This is a genomic window from Natronomonas sp. CBA1123, assembly GCF_009741925.1.
Taxonomy (GTDB): Archaea; Halobacteriota; Halobacteria; order Halobacteriales; family Haloarculaceae; genus Natronomonas.
Genome location: NZ_WPCC01000036.1, coordinates 20,451 through 33,728, shown reverse-complemented (window position 1 = coordinate 33,728; position 13,278 = coordinate 20,451). Strand labels below are relative to the sequence as shown.

General features: G+C 65.7%; 14 protein-coding genes and 1 pseudogene. 5 read left to right on the top strand and 10 right to left on the bottom strand.

Annotated elements, in window-relative coordinates; all coding sequences use genetic code 11:
* Positions 1 to 225: pseudogene (locus GJ631_RS19070) on the top strand (carbamoyl phosphate synthase); the annotation flags it as partial.
* 5 nt (positions 226 to 230) lie between these two features.
* The gene (locus GJ631_RS14160) at positions 231 to 1,958 is read left to right on the top strand and encodes an acyl-CoA carboxylase subunit beta (protein WP_156709780.1); all 1,728 of its coding nucleotides are present in this window, start codon (positions 231 to 233) and stop codon (positions 1,956 to 1,958) included.
* Positions 1,959 to 2,118: 160 nt separating this feature from the next.
* Here the strand turns inward: GJ631_RS14160 and GJ631_RS14155 are convergent, their stop codons facing one another.
* From GJ631_RS14155 to GJ631_RS14145, 3 genes are all read right to left on the bottom strand, one after another.
* Positions 2,119 to 3,027, bottom strand: coding sequence for an MBL fold metallo-hydrolase (locus tag GJ631_RS14155; protein WP_197425082.1), 909 nt, complete (start codon positions 3,025 to 3,027; stop codon positions 2,119 to 2,121).
* 58 nt (positions 3,028 to 3,085) lie between these two features.
* Positions 3,086 to 3,781 (bottom strand): 6-hydroxymethylpterin diphosphokinase MptE-like protein, encoded by a 696-nt coding sequence (locus GJ631_RS14150; protein ID WP_156709778.1) that lies wholly within the window; start codon positions 3,779 to 3,781, stop codon positions 3,086 to 3,088.
* Positions 3,782 to 3,926: 145 nt separating this feature from the next.
* The gene (locus GJ631_RS14145; RefSeq protein WP_156709777.1) at positions 3,927 to 5,054 is read right to left on the bottom strand and encodes a dihydropteroate synthase; all 1,128 of its coding nucleotides are present in this window, start codon (positions 5,052 to 5,054) and stop codon (positions 3,927 to 3,929) included.
* A 104-nt stretch (positions 5,055 to 5,158) separates the two neighbouring features.
* Here GJ631_RS14145 and GJ631_RS14140 point away from each other — a divergent pair, with 104 nt between their 5' ends.
* A complete protein-coding gene (locus tag GJ631_RS14140; RefSeq protein WP_156709776.1) occupies positions 5,159 to 5,674 on the top strand; it encodes a hypothetical protein in 516 nt (171 codons plus the stop codon).
* Positions 5,675 to 6,445, top strand: a complete 771-nt coding sequence (locus GJ631_RS14135; RefSeq protein ID WP_156709775.1) for an RNA methyltransferase — start codon at positions 5,675 to 5,677, stop codon at positions 6,443 to 6,445.
* 4 nt (positions 6,446 to 6,449) lie between these two features.
* Here the strand turns inward: GJ631_RS14135 and gatE are convergent, their stop codons facing one another.
* The 6 genes from gatE to fen form a co-directional block, all read right to left on the bottom strand.
* Positions 6,450 to 8,303, bottom strand: a complete 1,854-nt coding sequence (gene gatE, locus GJ631_RS14130; RefSeq protein WP_156709774.1) for a Glu-tRNA(Gln) amidotransferase subunit GatE — start codon at positions 8,301 to 8,303, stop codon at positions 6,450 to 6,452.
* 78 nt (positions 8,304 to 8,381) lie between these two features.
* Positions 8,382 to 8,867, bottom strand: coding sequence for a helix-turn-helix transcriptional regulator (locus tag GJ631_RS14125; RefSeq protein ID WP_156709773.1), 486 nt, complete (start codon positions 8,865 to 8,867; stop codon positions 8,382 to 8,384).
* A gap of 140 nt (positions 8,868 to 9,007) precedes the next feature.
* Positions 9,008 to 9,505, bottom strand: a complete 498-nt coding sequence (locus tag GJ631_RS14120; RefSeq protein ID WP_156709772.1) for a DUF4395 family protein — start codon at positions 9,503 to 9,505, stop codon at positions 9,008 to 9,010.
* Between the two features lie 93 nt (positions 9,506 to 9,598).
* Entirely contained in the window at positions 9,599 to 11,011 is a 1,413-nt protein-coding gene (locus tag GJ631_RS14115) for a class II fumarate hydratase (protein WP_156709771.1), read from the bottom strand.
* Positions 11,012 to 11,075: 64 nt separating this feature from the next.
* Entirely contained in the window at positions 11,076 to 11,312 is a 237-nt protein-coding gene (locus GJ631_RS14110; protein ID WP_156709770.1) for a BolA/IbaG family iron-sulfur metabolism protein, read from the bottom strand.
* A gap of 25 nt (positions 11,313 to 11,337) precedes the next feature.
* Positions 11,338 to 12,324: a flap endonuclease-1 gene (gene fen, locus GJ631_RS14105; RefSeq protein ID WP_156709769.1), complete on the bottom strand. Its 987-nt coding sequence runs from the start codon at positions 12,322 to 12,324 to the stop codon at positions 11,338 to 11,340.
* A gap of 87 nt (positions 12,325 to 12,411) precedes the next feature.
* On the opposite strand from fen, the gene GJ631_RS14100 reads away from it, so the two are divergent.
* On the top strand, positions 12,412 to 12,666 hold the full coding sequence (locus GJ631_RS14100) for a hypothetical protein (protein ID WP_156709768.1): 255 nt from the start codon (positions 12,412 to 12,414) through the stop codon (positions 12,664 to 12,666).
* Positions 12,667 to 12,669: 3 nt separating this feature from the next.
* Here GJ631_RS14100 and GJ631_RS14095 read toward each other — a convergent pair whose 3' ends face one another.
* Positions 12,670 to 13,257 carry a GNAT family N-acetyltransferase gene (locus tag GJ631_RS14095; protein WP_231753990.1) on the bottom strand — a complete coding sequence of 196 codons (588 nt, stop codon included), beginning with the start codon at positions 13,255 to 13,257 and terminating at the stop codon, positions 12,670 to 12,672.
* Between the last annotated feature and the right edge of the window lie 21 nt (positions 13,258 to 13,278).

The window sequence follows — 13,278 nt, the reverse complement described above, 5'->3', positions numbered from 1 at the left end:
CCGGGACATCGAGGTCCTCTCGAAGACCGCGATTACCGAACAGCGGATTCCCCACAGTATGCTCGCACCGGTCGACCAGCTGTTCGAGGCGGTGACCGAACGGCAGCTGGCGGCGCTTCGGCTGGCTCTCACGTGGTCGCCTCCACGAGCGGGACCGTCGCGTCCGTTCCGGTCGAGGAAGGCAACTCCGTCGACATGGGCGATACGCTCGTCGTACTGGAGTGATACCGATGCGCATCAGAGTCTCCGACGACACGTCCGAGGTACAGGCACGCGCGATAGCCGAGGCGATGGCCACCCACTACGAAGACGACGTGACGGTCGTCGACGACGACGGCACGGTACTCGGCGAGGCGACCTACGACGGCGGCGATGCCGGGAGGTCGGCCGACACCGAACCCATCGACGACGACCTCGGGCCGACCGAACGCGAAGAGAAGCTACTCGAACAAATCGAGGAAATCGAATCGGGGGGCAAAGAGAAGTACAAGGAGCAACTGCCCGAGGAGGGCAAACTGTTCGTCCGGGACCGCATCGACCTGTGGTTCGGCGATGACGGCTTCCTCTTCGAGGATGGCACGTTCGCGGAGTTCGACGCCGACGACGTGCTGCCGGCAGACGGTCTCATCACCGGCGGCGCCGAGTTCGAGGACCGCGACGTCCACTTCATGGCCAACGACTACACCGTCAAACGCGGCAGCATGGCCGCCAAGGGCGTCGAGAAGTTCCTCCGGATGCAACAGCGCGCCCTCAAAACGGGGCAACCGGTGCTGTACCTGATGGACTCCTCGGGCGGCCGCATCGACCAGCAGACGGGCTTTTTCGCCAACCGCGAGGGCATCGGCAAGTACTACTACAACCACTCGCGGCTTTCGGGCCGCGTTCCGCAAATCTGTGTCCTGTACGGCCCCTGCATCGCGGGCGCTGCCTACACGCCCGTCTTCGCGGATTTCACCGTCATGGTCCGCGGGATGAGCGCGATGGCTATCGCCTCCCCCCGGATGGTCGAGATGGTCACCGGCGAGGACATCGGCCTGCAGGAACTCGGCGGCCCGGACGTACACGCGAAACACTCCGGGAGCGCCGACCTCATCGCAGAAGACGAGGAACACGCCCGGGAACTGGTCGCCCAACTCATCAGCTACCTGCCGGACAACAGCGACGAGGACCCGCCGCGGGCAACGCCGAAGCCGCCGAAGTACGCTCCGAAGGGCATCGACTCGGTGATTCCACAGGAGCCGAACAAGGGCTACGACATGTTCGATGTCATCGACCGCGTGGTCGATGCGGGGTCGACACTGGAACTCCGCCCGGAGTACGGCAAGGAAATTATCACGTCGTTCGCGCGAATCGACGGGCGGCCCGTCGGCATCGTCGCCAACCAACCGAACCACCGGGCCGGGGCCATCTTCCCCGATGCCGCCGAGAAGGCCGCCGAGTTCATCTGGACCTGCGACGCCTACAACATCCCGCTGCTGTATCTGTCGGACACGCCGGGGTTCATGGCCGGCTCGCAGGTCGAAAAGGACGGGATTCTGGAGCAGGGCAAGAAGATGATTTACGCCACTTCCAGCGCGACGGTGCCGAAGCAGTGTGTCGTCGTCCGGAAGGCCTACGGCGCCGGCATCTACGCGATGTCGGGACCGGCCTACGACCCGGAATCGACCATCGCGCTTCCCTCGGGTGAAATCGGCATCATGGGGCCGGAAGCGGCCATCAACGCCGTCTACGCCCGCAAACTGGCCGACATCGACGACGAGGAAGAGCGCAAGGAGATGGAGCAACAGCTCCGCGAGGAGTACCGCGAGGACATCGACGTCCGTCGGATGGCGAGCGAAGTCGTCATCGACGACGTGATTCCGCCATCGAGTCTGCGCGAACAACTCGAACGACGGTTCGCGTTCTACGAAGGCATCGAGAAGGACCTACCAGACAAGAAACACGGGACCGTTCTCTGAGGTTATCGGCGCTCCACTGGCGGAGGGGGCGCTTCCGGGGGTTCTCCGGAGCCGTCCACGCGCTGCGGTCGTCAACGCTGGCGTCGACGTTCGCCCGTATCACGCCCGTCAGTCTTCGAGACGGTAGCGTCGCACGCCGTCGTCGGTCGTCGACTCGATGTTACCCTGCCGTTCCAGTCGTGCGAGCGCGCCGACTGACTCGAAGAGCGTGTACGGTCGTTTTTCGAGGTTCTCGATGCGGGCGTCGGTCACCTCGTAAGCCGTCGCCCCCCCCGAGGTCCGCCAGCGTGCGCCGGCAGTCCGTGGCGAGGGTCTCCAACGACTCGCGGTCCCGCTCGACGACGGTCGGGAGGTCCTCGAAGACGGGGCCGTGGCCGGGATAGACGCAGTCGATGGCCGGAGCGACGGCCTCGAGGGCGTCCAATCCCCGATGGAAGGCGTCTATCGCCTCTCGACAGCCGTCGTCGAGGCCGACGTGGAGCGCCGCTGGGCGGAACGGCTCGACGGCAGTATCGCCGGCGAAGAGCCGGTCACCGTGTCGGAACGCCGCCTGGTTCTCCTGGTGGCCCGGCACGTGTATCGCTTCGAACGTGAGGCCGCCCGCCTCGACAGTCTCGCCCGGGGCGAGTTCGATGTCGATGTGTTCGGGCGGCAGACAGTTCCGATTCCGTCGGAGCGAGTCGACCGCTCGGTCGACCTCTTTTTTCGGGTCCGGTATGCCAACCTCGACCGCGTTCCGACGGACGGCGGCCGCGAGGTCGTCGGGGTCCCGTGTGAGGCGCTTGCGGACGCCCGAAAGCGTGTACACGACGGGGTCGGCAGCCTCGACGATAGTTGCGACCTGCCCACCGTGGTCGGTGTGCGGATGTGTTATCAGGAGGTGCTCGATATCGGACAGTTCGTAACCCGCCTCGGCGAGCCCTTCTCGGAGCGTATCGGTGGCTGTCTCTCCCGGTGCGCCGGCGTCGACGAGTATCAACTCGTCGGCGTCGAGGAGGTAAGCGTAGGCGGTGTCGGGCGGCCACGGGATGTCGAACTCGATACGGTGGACCGGCGGGTCGGCCGTCATCGGACGCGCTTCGCCGGAGGCGGAAATAAAAGGTCCGACTGCCCCCGATACTGCCGGCTCACGCCTCATCGAGCCACGGGAGGTCGATGCTGTCACGGCGGCCGTCGAGAACACCGAAGCGCTCACCACGGCGCAGTTCCAGCCACCGGAGCAGCCGTTCGGCCCACAGCAGTTTCCGTGCCTTCGTCGGTTCGACCGTCGGGTCGTCGAAGTCCCACCCCGCGAAGACAAGGGAATCAGCGCCACAGGCGTCCGCGAGGAAGGCCGCCCGGTCGCCGTCTGTGAAGCCGCCGGGGTTGACGACGGGACCGCGTGGCTCGGCTTGCGTCGTCGGCAGCACCGCAGCGGCGTCGAAGGTCGGCACCACCTCCCGGAGTGCCTCGACGTTGTCGCCGTGGGCGTGAGCCGCCACCGGCGTCCCCGCCGTGGTCAACTCCCGAGCAGTCTCCGGGTTCTTGTCGAGGTCGGTCACCATGCAGTCGACGGCGATGCCGGCATCACGGAGCACGTCGACGGCCGTCGAGGCGGCGACGACGCTGTCGGCCCGACGGGCAACCGAGAGGTCACCGGCCAGCGTTGGCGCCGCGCCACAAACCGCGACCGTCCCCGAGAGGTCGATGTCGTCGAGGCCGAGCGGCCGTTCGTCCGCCAATAATTCGGCGAGCAGGTCTCTGGCGTGTTCGTCGGCCGCTCGGTCGAACCCGAAATCGGACAGTATCGCCTCGTATGCGGGATTCCACTCCTGGTATAGCATCGCCACTACGGGACGTAAAGACTGGGCCCAGAGCGCACCAAGGTACCCCTACCCAGATGTGCCCTCCGGGCTTCCAGTCGGTCATTCCGGTCGGTCTGGCATAAGCTTTCTTGTACTGAATGCCAAGCGTCCGACATACGTCAGACTACTCCAAAGACGCCGATATCGACCCTAAAGCGTTTTGGGCAGATTTCGGTCCCGAGCGAACGACCGACCGGAGCGAGCGGAGTTCGGCCGCGGTTCCGACGAGCAAAAGCCCGTCACCGCGGTAGGCTCGGACGTTCTCCGTTCTAGCGCGTCTGGCGACGTAGCGTTCGACTTCCTCGGGTAGGCGGAGTTCGAAGACGTGGGTCGTGACTTCGGGGTCTGCCTCGGAGCCAGTCACACGGTCGAGGTGACGGGCGAACTCCCCATCCGTTGTCACGTCCAGCTCCTCGACGCCGATTTCGGGGTCCCGGAGTCGGTCGCGTCGGAACTCGTAGCCGACGAGGGCGGCGTCGCGAGTCTCGGCGACGTCGTGGGTTCGGACCACGTGGGCGCCGCGCTCGACCGCCATCGACGTGGCCGCGAGCGACACCGGCAGCGCCTCTTCGGTGTCCCGTCCCGCGATTTCTCGAAGGAAGTTCTTCCGGTTGATGGAAACCAGAATCGGTCGGCCGTAGCCGCGGAACTCCCGCAGGCGGTCGAACGTCTCGCGGTCGTCTTCGAGGGTCTTGTCTTCCGACCACCCGCCGAATGCGGGGTCGACGAGCGTCTTCTCGGTGAAGCCGTTCATCGACAGCGCCTCGTATATGTCGTCGGGGTCTTCGACCGCACCGGGACGTTCGAGGTCCGGTGGCGAGGCCATCTTCGAGACGGCCACGTCGTACTCCGAACAGACGCGGGGCATCTCCGGGTCGGCAAAGCCACAGATGTCGTTGACCATCTCGAAGCCCGCATCGAGCGCGGCTTCGGCGACTTCGTGATACCGCGTCTCTATCGACCAGACGGCATCACCGGAGGTCGATTCCAGCGTCTCGACGGCGGTGTCGAGGCGGTCGAGTTCACCCTCGGCCGACAGCACCTCGAAGCGCTTGTTCGCCGATTCCAACCCCACGTCGACGATGTCCGCGCCCTCGTCGATGAGTTCGCGGTCGACGTAGGCGGCGGCCTCGCCCGAATCGTCGAACACGCTCGGGTCGTACGGCGACTCCTCGGAGACGTTCAACACGCCCATGATTCGCGGCGGGTGGTCGTCGCCGATGGAGAGCCCTGCGGCGTCTACCGTTCGCATACCTCGAATTCGGGTGCCGGCCGGTAAAGCCGTCGGGTATCGGCAGCCGACGACGCCGCCTCCGGACGGACGCGCTTATACGCTCCCATCACGAAATCCCGCCCATGGGAAAGGTCTCCATCGCGCTTCGAGGATGGCGCTTCGACGAGGAGGAGGTGTTCGACGAGAACGACGACATCCGACCGCTCGAGGAGATGAGCGAGGAGACGCGTCGGCGTCTCATCCGCCTCCGCGTCGTCGCCGGCGAACCGTGTGACGTGTGTTGGCTGCTCAACGAGAAGAAGGCCGACTGCAACGTCGCCCGCATCGTCTACGGCGAACCCCTCTCGGAGGTACTGTTGTGTCCGGAACACGAACCCCACTTCCTGTACTGGTTCCGGGAAGGGCCCGGACAGCAGGCGAAGGGCGATTCCGACTTCGCCGACCGGTTCCACGAGTGGTTCGCCGCCGACAACCGCGCTCCCGACGACTACGAGGGGCTGGAGTACGTCGACACCGAACCCGACGAGATTCCGACCCCCGACATGGGCGAGGACGTGCCGGAACTCGAGGAAGCCATCGAGGACCTCGACGACGAGGACCTCGACGCCATCGGGATGGATTACTCCGACATCACGTAGATGGTCGATATCGCAGTCGCCGTCGTCGGCGCCGAGACGCCGGGCAACGTCGGCACCATCGCCCGCGGGATGAAGAACTTCGGCCTCTCGGAGCTGTATCTCGTCGACCCGCCGGAACTCGACCCGGAGGGTGAGGCCTACGGCTTCGCCGGCCACGCCCGCGAGGACGTACTGCCGAACGCCCGTGAAGTCGAGTTCGACTATCTGGTCGAGAACTTCTACACCGTCGCAACCACGGCGACGACCAACGAGGACGCACGCAAACACGTCCGCTATCCGTTCGTCGAACCCGCCGACCTCACCGACGAGCTTGCGGGACTCGACGCCGACGTCTGCATCGTCTTCGGCCGCGAGCGCGTGGGGCTGTTCAACGAGGAACTCGCCCAACTCGACCGAATCTGCTCGATTCCGGCCGACGGCGAGTATCCCGTCCTCAACCTCGCACAAGCCGCGACCATCGTCCTGTACGAACTCCGTGAGTTGACCGTCGAAGAGACACAACACCCCGAGAACGCCCACGTCCGCGCGGAGGAGCACGAAATCGAGGGACTGTACGAGACGTTCTCGGAGTACCTCCACGACGTGGGCCATCCCGAGGAGAAAATCGAGAAGACCGAACGACTGTTCCGCCGACTCGTCGCTCGCGGCCAACCGACCGGTCGAGAGGCACGGACGATGCGCGGCGTCCTCCGGCGCGGGGCGTTGCGAGCGACCGGAGAGATTCCCCGCGGTGACGAAGGCGACGAGAACGACAAAACCGACGAATCCTGAGACGTCAGCTCCGCTTGCCGATTTCTTCGCGCAGCAACTCTGAGACGACTTCTCCGTCGGCCTTCCCGCGAAGGGCGCCCATACACTCGCCCATGAGCCCCGAGAACGCACCCATGCCTTCCGCTTCGACCTGCTCGGCGTTCCGTCCGACGACTTCTTCGACGACCTCTCGGACTTCTTCGCGGTCGACGCCGGAGAGGCCCGCTTCCTCGATGGCTTCCTCGGCGGACCGCGACCCGTCTTCGGCCAACTCCGAAAGCACCGGGCCGATGCCCTCGTTGGCCAACTCACCGTCCTCGACGAGTTCCAGCACCGAGAGCAACTGTTCTGCGGTGAGGTTTCCGACGGGCACGTCGTCGCGTCTGAGTTCCGTCAGCGTCGATTCGAGCGTGCCGGCGGCGGTCGTCGGGTCGATGCCGCGGTCGACGGCCTCCTCGAAGGTGGACATGTGTCGGCCGTAGGCGACCTGGTCGGCCAGTCCTTCGCCGAGACCCAACTCCGATTGATAGCGTTCGACTTTCTCGGTGAGCAGTTCGGGCGTCTCGACCGCGGATGGGTCGGGTTCGACTGGCGGCACGTCCGTTTCGGGGTACATCCGTGCTGCGCCGGGCAGCGGCCGGAGGTACCGAGAGGTGCCGTCCTCGTTGGCGCCGCGGGTCTCCTCGGGCACCTCGTGGATGGCGACCTCGGCGCGGTCGGCGACGGCGTCGATGGACTGCTCGGCGATGTCTGCGTCGGCCGCCACCAGCGCGACGGCGTCGTCGGCGTCCGCCGAGACGGCCTCACGAAGCGCCTCGACCTCGGCCTCGGTGACGCCGTAGGCCGGCAGTTCGTCGGTGTGGAAGATGCCGCCCGCCCCGTGTCGTTTGGCGTGGTCGGAGAACTCCGTGCCGAGACGGCGGTCGGGCTGAATCTCTCGCCCGACGAGACCGTCGAAGCCTTCGAGTCGCACGGCGTGGACGGCTTCCGCACCGGCGATGACGCCGCTGTCGGTGTCCGCGAAGACCTCGGTCACGTCCTGCGGTTCGGCGACCGAAGCGTCTCTCGCCTGTAGCTCCTCGGCGATGTCGAGCAACGCGACCTGTCGACCGACCTCGCCCTCGACGAGGTCGTCGATGTCGTCGAGGCTCTGGACGCCCTTCATCTCGACGCGGGCGCCCTCGGCGATGGAGACGTTCACGTCCTGTCGGATGGTCCCGAGGCCGCGTTTCACCTTGCCCGTCGAACGCAGCAACATCCCGATTCGCTCGGCGGCCTCCAGCGCCTGCTCCGGCGAGCGGATATCGGGTTTGGTTCCGATTTCGACGAGTGGGATGCCGAGGCGGTCCAATCCGTAGGTGACCCCGTCGTCGCGCTCCTCGATGCGGGCGGCGGACTCCTCTTCCAGCAGCATATCCGCGATGCCGACCGACCCCTCGGAGGTCGAGATTTCGCCGTCTGTGGCGACGAGCGAGGAACGCTGAAAGCCGGAGGTGTTCGAGCCGTCGACGACGATTTTCCGCATGACGTGTGCTTGGTCGACGACCTCACAGTCCAGCAGCGAGGCGATTTCCATCGCGGTTTCGAGGGCTTCGTCGTCGAGGCGGTGCGGCGGTTCGTCGTCCTCCTCGACGAGACAGGTGGAATCGAAGGCGAGATACTCGAACTCGCGGTCGACGCGGGACTCCTCGAGGGCCGCCTCGTCGAGTTCGCCGAGTTCGGACTTCGTCGGGTGGAGGTATCGCGTGAACGACCGGACGGACTCCTCCGGTTCGCGGCGCTCCGTCGGGCAGTTACAGAAGAGTTTGGTCTCGGTGTCGAGTTGCTGGTGAATCTCCAGCCCCGCGACGAGACCCAACTCCTCGTAATCGTAGCTCATTACGAACCGCTCCGACGGGGAGCGTCAAAAAAGACACCATCCACGAGGGGACTCCGGGGGCGGAACCTCGTCGTAAGCTTAGAACTCGCCGGCTTCCAGCGCGGCGTGGAACACCATCCCCAACGCGAGGTGTTGTCGCGCGGCCTCGGCGACTTGCTGTCGGGCGGCGTCGCCGTCCGCGAGCGTGTACTCCTTCGTTTTCACCAACTCGCGCTGTTCGAGCACGTCGCTGTCACAGAGCCCGTGGAGCCGCGGATAGACGGTCCCCGGACTGAGCACGGTGTCGAACTCGCTTGCGAGGTCGTCGAGCAACTGTTTGCCGTGAGTATCAGCACTCCGGAGGCTGACGAGCGACAACAGGAGTTCGTCGAGTGAGGTCTTGACGTAGGATTCGCCGAAGGACACCCCGTCGCGGCCCCCGACGGAGGATTCGACGTCGGCGACGAGTTCGGCCACGGCGCTGCCGGAAGCGGCGGAGTCGTCTTCGCCGGTGAGTTCGGCCTGCAGCCGGTCGATGCTGATTTGGGGAGCGGATTCCGCGGACGAGGACTCCATCGGATTCATGTCACCCCAAAGGCACCATGTGTACATAACCCATAGACTCGGTTTTCTCGGGGAGAAAACCCGCCGATGGATTTATGTTAAATACGCGTGTTGGGCGGCCTTTCAGTTTGATTTACATTAATTCCGTCGAGGAACCGAGGTCAGACGAGTCCGATACGGCGGAAGAACGACACCTGTTGATACAGTCGACAGCCGATACAGTAGTCGAGTCCAGCCGCGACGGCCGCGAGGACGGCGACGACAGCAGCGAGCGCGAAGCCGGCGTACGTCGCGAGGCCCACACCCGCGAAGAGACCGATAGCGAGGAGGCCGCTGGCGACTGCCGTGAACGTCGCACCCATGAGCTTCGAGAAGCGGTGGGGGGGGGGCCGCGGGCTCGCGGCGTTCGGGGGGGGGGCACCGACGACCGACGGCGCCAGCGACCGCCAGAAGAACCCATAGAGGTCCAGCCGCCACCGAGAGACCACCGACAGGACCAACACGGCAGTGATTCCGAAGACGAAAAGCGGCTCCGCGAGAGCGACGCCGGCCGTCAGACCGCCCGCGGTGAGCGTCTGTCCGAATCGGGGAGCTCGCGGGTCGACGAGGTCGAACCCGTCGGCCGACGCCGCCGACTGCGAAGCCGTATACGTTGCCATGATACCGTAACGACGCTGTGAGCCGGTATCAACACGACGGGGATGTGCGCGGCGGTCAGAAAACCGAACCGAGCACTCGTGTGACGATTCGTATCAGTCGTCGCCGAGGATGACTCGCTCGGTCATCGCACGTGGGTCGAGGACGTCGTCGGCCTCCGACTCGGTAAGGTAGCCCTCCTCGACGGCGACCTCACGGACGGTCTTGCCCTCTGCGAGGGCCTGCTTTGCGACTTTCGAGGCCTTGTCGTAGCCGATGGCGGGGTTCAGCGCCGTCGCCAGCGCCATCGACCCCTCGACTTTCTTCCGGCAGTGGTCGGCGTTGGCTTCGAGTTTGCCGACGAAGCGCTCGCCGAAGACGGCGGCGCTGTTGGCGATGAGGTTCGCACTCTGCAGGAAGTTGTACGCGAGCACCGGCTTGTAGAGGTTCAGGTCGATTTCGCCGCGGGCCGCGCCGGCGGAGACGGCGGCGTCGTTGCCGACGACCTGCTTGTGGACCTGATTGACCGACTCGGCGACGACCGGGTTGATTTTGCCGGGCATGATGGAGGAGCCGGGCTGGTTCTCCGGCTGTTCGATTTCGCCGAGACCGTTGCGGGGTCCGGAGGCGAGCAGTCGGAGGTCGTTGGCGATTTTGTTCATCGACCCGGCGACCGTCCGCAGGGCGCCGTGGGCCTCGTTCATCGCGTCGTGGGCCGCCTGTGCCTCGAAGTGGTTGTCGGCCTCGCGGAACTCCAGGCCCGTCTCCGAGGAGATGTACTCGGCGGCGAGACCGGGGAACTCGGGGTGAGTGTTGAGACCCGTCCCGACGGCGGTGCCGCCGAGGGCGAGTTCGCCGAGGCGGTCCCGCGTCGCGGCGACGCGCTTGATGCCTTTCTCGATTTGGGTTCGGTAGCCGCCGAACTCCTGTCCGAGACGGACGGGCGTGGCGTCCTGTAGGTGGGTTCGGCCGGTCTTGACCACGTCGTCGAACTCGCCTTCCTTCTCGGCGAGTTCGTCGGCCAGCGTCTCCAGTGCCGGAATCACGTCGCGCTCGACGGCCTCAAGTGCGGCGACGTGCATCGCCGTCGGAATCACGTCGTTGCTCGATTGGCCGTAGTTGACGTGGTCGTTGGGGTGGATTTCGCGGGTGCCGATTTCGCCGCCGAAAATCTCGGTGGCGCGGTTGGAGATAACCTCGTTTGCGTTCATGTTCGAGGAGGTCCCCGACCCGGTCTGGAACACGTCGACGGGGAACTGTTCGTCGTGGTTGCCGGCGATGACCTCGTCGGCGGCCTCAACGATGGCGTCGGCCTTCTCCGAGTCGAGGAGGTCGAGTTCCTCGTTGGCCTTCGCGGCGGCCTTCTTGACGATGCCGAGCGCGCGGATGAACCGCCGCTGGAAGGTCAGCCCCGAGATGGGGAAGTTCTCGACGGCGCGCTGGGTCTGGGCGCCCCAGTAGGCGTCCGCCGGCACCTGCATCTCGCCGAGGCTGTCGCGTTCGGTTCGGAACTCCTGGTCGTCGGACATACGAGAGGGGTCGCACCGGGGTACGTAAAAATCACCGAAACCGGTGCGTTCGGTCCCTCGATTGTCACTCTTCGGGTGTCCGCGTCGTCAACTCCAGGGCGTGGACGTCGGTCGTCATCGCCTCGCCGAGGGCGTCGTAGACGAGGTCGTGTTGTTCGAGCAGCGATAGCCCCTCGAACGCTGGGGAGACGACCGTCGTCCGTAGGTGGTCGTCGTCGTGGTCGCCGCGAGCGCGCTCGACAGTCGCCTCACACTCCTCGATTGCCGCCTCGATGGTCTCCTCGACCTCTTCCGGTGTCATGGTACCGTGTGTGTCGCCGACTCACCTACGTCCATCGGTCCAATCCCGTCTGGACGACCGACTCCTCGATGCGCTCGAAGCCGCGTTCGACCTCTTCGGCCGGAACGCCCCACGTTTCGGTGACGAACCGCTTTGCGGCCTCGAGGTCCGGGTCGATGTCGGTGTCGTAGTCGTACTCGTCGGTCACGGTGGGGTCCAAGAACATCTCCCGAATGCGGTCGGCGTGAGCGATGGACTCCCCACGGGCCTGTAGTGCGCCGTCGAGGTCACCGTGTTCCCGTATCAGTTTCACCGCCGTCTTCGGGCCGACCCCCGAGATGCCATCGTTGAAGTCCGTCCCCATCAGGATGGCGGCGTCGACCAACCCTTCCCACGTCAACTCGTGTCTTTCGAGGGTCGCCTCGAACTCCATACACTCGGGGTCACCCTTGCTCGTCAACCCCCGGAGCGTGTAGGGAGCGCCCAACAGCAGCGCGTCGTAGTCCTCCGACCCGACGTAATCGGCGTCGCCGTATCGGGCCATGTGAGCCGCCTGTGCTTCCCCTTCGGCGGGTGCCTCGACGACCGGTACGTCGAGCAACGCGAGCAGTTCGCGGGTTGTCTCCTGTATCGTGTCGGTGAGTCGCTGGGTTCGGGACTCAAGCGCCGCGATTTCGGCCGCTTCGGCGTCCTCGCGTTCGCGGGCCTCCGCGAGTTGTTCCTCGTAGGTTTCCCGCTGCTCGCGACGCGCCTGGACCTCGTCGTCTTTGAGTTCGGTGACGCCGCCGTCGAAGACGAAGACGGGCGTGATGTCGTTCTCGAAGAACTTCGGGAGCCCCTGGACGACACCGATGAGGTTCGCGACCTCCTCGCCGTCGTCGGTGGTGTAGGCTCCGGTTCGGGTGAACTTCACCGTCGTCGTGAGATATCGGTACAGCCAGTTGTGGGCGTCGATGGCGACGACCGACCCGGCCAACTCCTCGAAGGGTTTCGGCTCAATGACCGCCAACTGCCGGATGTCCGCGTTTCCCATTGGCGGTCGTTGGGGCGTCGGGCGCTTGAATCCCCCGCCACGCCGGAGTCGTGGGGTTTTCCTCGGCCGGTGCCGTACGCTGGGGCAATGGACCAGGAGCGAACGGTCGACAGGGCGGCACTGCTGGTCTTCGCCGCAGTCTCGGTACTCGGCCTCGTCGTCTTCCGTATCGCCGTCGGCTGGTCCGTCACCGACCCGTATCTCGAAGGGACCATCGTCGAAGTCGTCCCGCCGACCGTGTGGATATCCGTCGTCCCCGTCTTCGTCCTCGTGGGAGCGCTCGCCGCGCTCCTGTTGTATCGACTCAGCGGCGTCGGGATGCCGGGCAGCCGGTATCGGTAGCGCTCAGTCGGACAGCGCGGGCGGTTCTTCGCCCCGTTTTCGCTCCAGAAACGCCCGTTCGTCTTCGGAGAGGTCGCGCTTTCGGTACTGGTCGAGCCCTGCGCGGTATCGGGCCGTCGAGCGCTCCGCCGGCGCGTGGGCGGGCCGTTCCAACACCAACTCGGCAATGCCAGTCTCCTCGCCGGTGAAAGCAAACCCCGCCCGGTACAGCGCCTCGTAGGCGAAGGGGTTGTTGACCGCGATGCGGACGCGCTCGTAGCCCCGGGCAGCCGCTCGCTCGACGACGAATCGACAGAGTCGCGGACCGAGTCCCTCGCCGCGGCGGTCGTCCCGAACGGTGACGTACCTGAGCCACAGCGTCTCCGGGTCCGTCCGGTCGGCGTTGAACGCGACTGCTGCGACTACGCTGTCGTCGAACTCGCCATCGGTCGACTCGCCTTCGCGAACGACTGCCTTCCCCGTGTTCGACATGACGAACTTCCCGGCGTAACTGAACCGCCGGTAGTCGAGTCGGAGCGTGGGGCCGTCGCCCGGCCAGCCGAGGAGTTCGGGGGTGGGGAACTCGGAGGCATACCCGATGGACGGGGGCAACGGAGTTATGCCCGGCGCTCG

Coding starts and splice junctions, on each gene's coding strand:
- GJ631_RS14160 (WP_156709780.1), top strand. CDS start 231: ATGCGCATCAGAGTCTCCGACGACACGTCCGAGGTACAGGCACGCGCG.
- GJ631_RS14155 (WP_197425082.1), bottom strand. CDS start 3,027: ATGACGGCCGACCCGCCGGTCCACCGTATCGAGTTCGACATCCCGTGG.
- GJ631_RS14150 (WP_156709778.1), bottom strand. CDS start 3,781: ATGCTATACCAGGAGTGGAATCCCGCATACGAGGCGATACTGTCCGAT.
- GJ631_RS14145 (WP_156709777.1), bottom strand. CDS start 5,054: ATGCGAACGGTAGACGCCGCAGGGCTCTCCATCGGCGACGACCACCCG.
- GJ631_RS14140 (WP_156709776.1), top strand. CDS start 5,159: ATGGGAAAGGTCTCCATCGCGCTTCGAGGATGGCGCTTCGACGAGGAG.
- GJ631_RS14135 (WP_156709775.1), top strand. CDS start 5,675: ATGGTCGATATCGCAGTCGCCGTCGTCGGCGCCGAGACGCCGGGCAAC.
- gatE (WP_156709774.1), bottom strand. CDS start 8,303: ATGAGCTACGATTACGAGGAGTTGGGTCTCGTCGCGGGGCTGGAGATT.
- GJ631_RS14125 (WP_156709773.1), bottom strand. CDS start 8,867: ATGAATCCGATGGAGTCCTCGTCCGCGGAATCCGCTCCCCAAATCAGC.
- GJ631_RS14120 (WP_156709772.1), bottom strand. CDS start 9,505: ATGGCAACGTATACGGCTTCGCAGTCGGCGGCGTCGGCCGACGGGTTC.
- GJ631_RS14115 (WP_156709771.1), bottom strand. CDS start 11,011: ATGTCCGACGACCAGGAGTTCCGAACCGAACGCGACAGCCTCGGCGAG.
- GJ631_RS14110 (WP_156709770.1), bottom strand. CDS start 11,312: ATGACACCGGAAGAGGTCGAGGAGACCATCGAGGCGGCAATCGAGGAG.
- fen (WP_156709769.1), bottom strand. CDS start 12,324: ATGGGAAACGCGGACATCCGGCAGTTGGCGGTCATTGAGCCGAAACCC.
- GJ631_RS14100 (WP_156709768.1), top strand. CDS start 12,412: ATGGACCAGGAGCGAACGGTCGACAGGGCGGCACTGCTGGTCTTCGCC.